The organism is Belnapia moabensis DSM 16746 (assembly GCF_000745835.1).
Lineage (GTDB): Bacteria > Pseudomonadota > Alphaproteobacteria > Acetobacterales > Acetobacteraceae > Belnapia > Belnapia moabensis.
Map to the genome: position 1 here is coordinate 1 of NZ_JQKB01000256.1, position 1,817 is coordinate 1,817.

2 protein-coding genes are annotated in these 1,817 nt (G+C 61.1%); both read left to right on the top strand.

What is annotated here, in order from left to right; all coding sequences use genetic code 11:
- The first annotated feature begins 149 nt into the window (after positions 1-149).
- Positions 150-623 carry an AtaL-like protein gene (locus tag EP26_RS30695; RefSeq protein ID WP_043345313.1) on the top strand — a complete coding sequence of 158 codons (474 nt, stop codon included), beginning with the start codon at positions 150-152 and terminating at the stop codon, positions 621-623.
- 333 nt (positions 624-956) lie between these two features.
- Complete coding sequence (locus tag EP26_RS30700; RefSeq protein ID WP_043345314.1) at positions 957-1,382, top strand: SRPBCC domain-containing protein; 426 nt, start codon at positions 957-959, stop codon at positions 1,380-1,382.
- The last annotated feature ends 435 nt before the right edge of the window (positions 1,383-1,817 follow it).

The following is a 1,817-nucleotide window of genomic DNA, read 5'->3' on the forward strand; positions in this document are numbered from 1 at the left end:
CGCTTCGTCAGCGACGGCATGGTGCCGGAGGCCGGCGACGTCGAGCGGCTGACTGCGCTGCTGGGTCGTCCGCTTCGCACCTACCGCGACTTCGTGGCTGGGATCGCCGGCTGAGCCCGGCGAACCGAACCCCATTCAGGAGACGATCAATGATCCACTCGACTGCCAGCGTGCCGGTGAACCCCGCCGGCGAAACCCGGCTGACCCGCGAGCAAGCGTGGAAGGGGCTGGAGCTGAAGGCGCGCGACGCCCGCCTGTTCCTGCCGCCGGGACTCTGCACCCGCTGCGACGTCACGGAAAGTAGCGCGACCCACTTCGTGCGCGAGGCGACCGTCGCCGGCGCCGATCTGCGCGAGATCATCACGCTCGAGCCGGCAAGCAAGGTGACCTTCTTCCAGGCCACCGGCCCGCGCGAGGGCGCCATCGTCAATGAGCTGTTCGAGGACGAGGAGGGCGAACTCCAGCTCCGCTTCTACTGCTATCTCGGTCTGCGCGGAAGACAGCCGGGTGGTCCCGAGGAGCAGGTCGAGCAGGCGCAGTTCGACAGCGACACGGGCTACAAGGCCGCGCTCCGCTCTACGCTGAAGCGCATCCGTGAGTTGGTAGGGGAAGGCGGATTCTGAACACTGAGAGACGATGGCTGAGCCGCTGGTAGGTGGTTTCGCCATCGTCGTCCTCAAGAAAGCCCGAGCATTTGCTTTTTAGAACGTGCAGCGGGAGGCCGGCCCCATAGACGAGTGGAGCAGTGACAACAGGCGCTGCCTTCACAAGTCCTGTTCCCGGATCACCTTTCCCGAAACTGGCCGATCATTTTGAGAAGCGGAAAGTGCCGAACTGCTGATAAGGCCATCTGGTTGCGTCCAGGCTACGTGTGCTCACCACCCATCTCAGGCGTTCAACTACCATTTCGAAACGGGCATTGAGTGCTACAACTCCAGGCACACGAGGAGGCAGAGATGGCTCAAGAAAAGATCGTCGTCGATAGCACGGTGCCTGCGACCGCGGCGGAGGCTTGGAACGCCTATACCTCGCCTGATCGTATCAAGCAGTGGAACTTCGCGTCCGACGATTGGCATTGCCCTGCCGCAAACGTGGATCTTCGCGAGGGCGGCCAGTTCATCTCGCGGATGGAAGCCAAAGATGGAAGCTTTGGCTTTAATTTTGTTGGCACCTACACGACGCTCATCGAAAACAAACGAATCGAATATGAGTTTGGCGGTCGTCAGGCGACCATCGACTTCACTCCACATGGCAACCAAACTCATGTCAGGGTCACGTTCGATCCCGATAATGAGTTTCCTATCGAGCAGCAGCGCAATGGCTGGCAGTCCATCCTCGACAACTTCGCTAAGCACCTGGCTGCGTCAGCCACGAACGCATAGCGGAGGTAGAGCGGTTGTCCCCGGATGGCCGCGTTTTACCTCATGAGGAAGTAAAACCGCCATCAGTAGCGGCATCGCAGCTTCACCCCGATCAACTGAGCACGCCGATCACCTACGGTAAGGCGCGCACGGGGCAAGTTAGCGCCTTTTTGCAGCAGCTGGCTCCCGTACAGCTTGGTGCTACGCCGTCTCTTGGTCTCGACGCTCATCATGCCCGCCGGGCTCATACTCGAGGCCGGCAGCTTTGCGCCCATACCGGACGGCCAGCGTCGTTGCCCACCTTCCCGAAATCGGACATTCGTCCTTCGGCTCTTTCGGCCGGGAGGGGCGAGCAGCGGACCTCTAATACCGGCCTGACTATGGATTGACCTGTCGAGCCCACTCGAAGTCGGTCAATGATCGGATGCGGCCGGTTTCGGCGATGAGCTTGTTCCA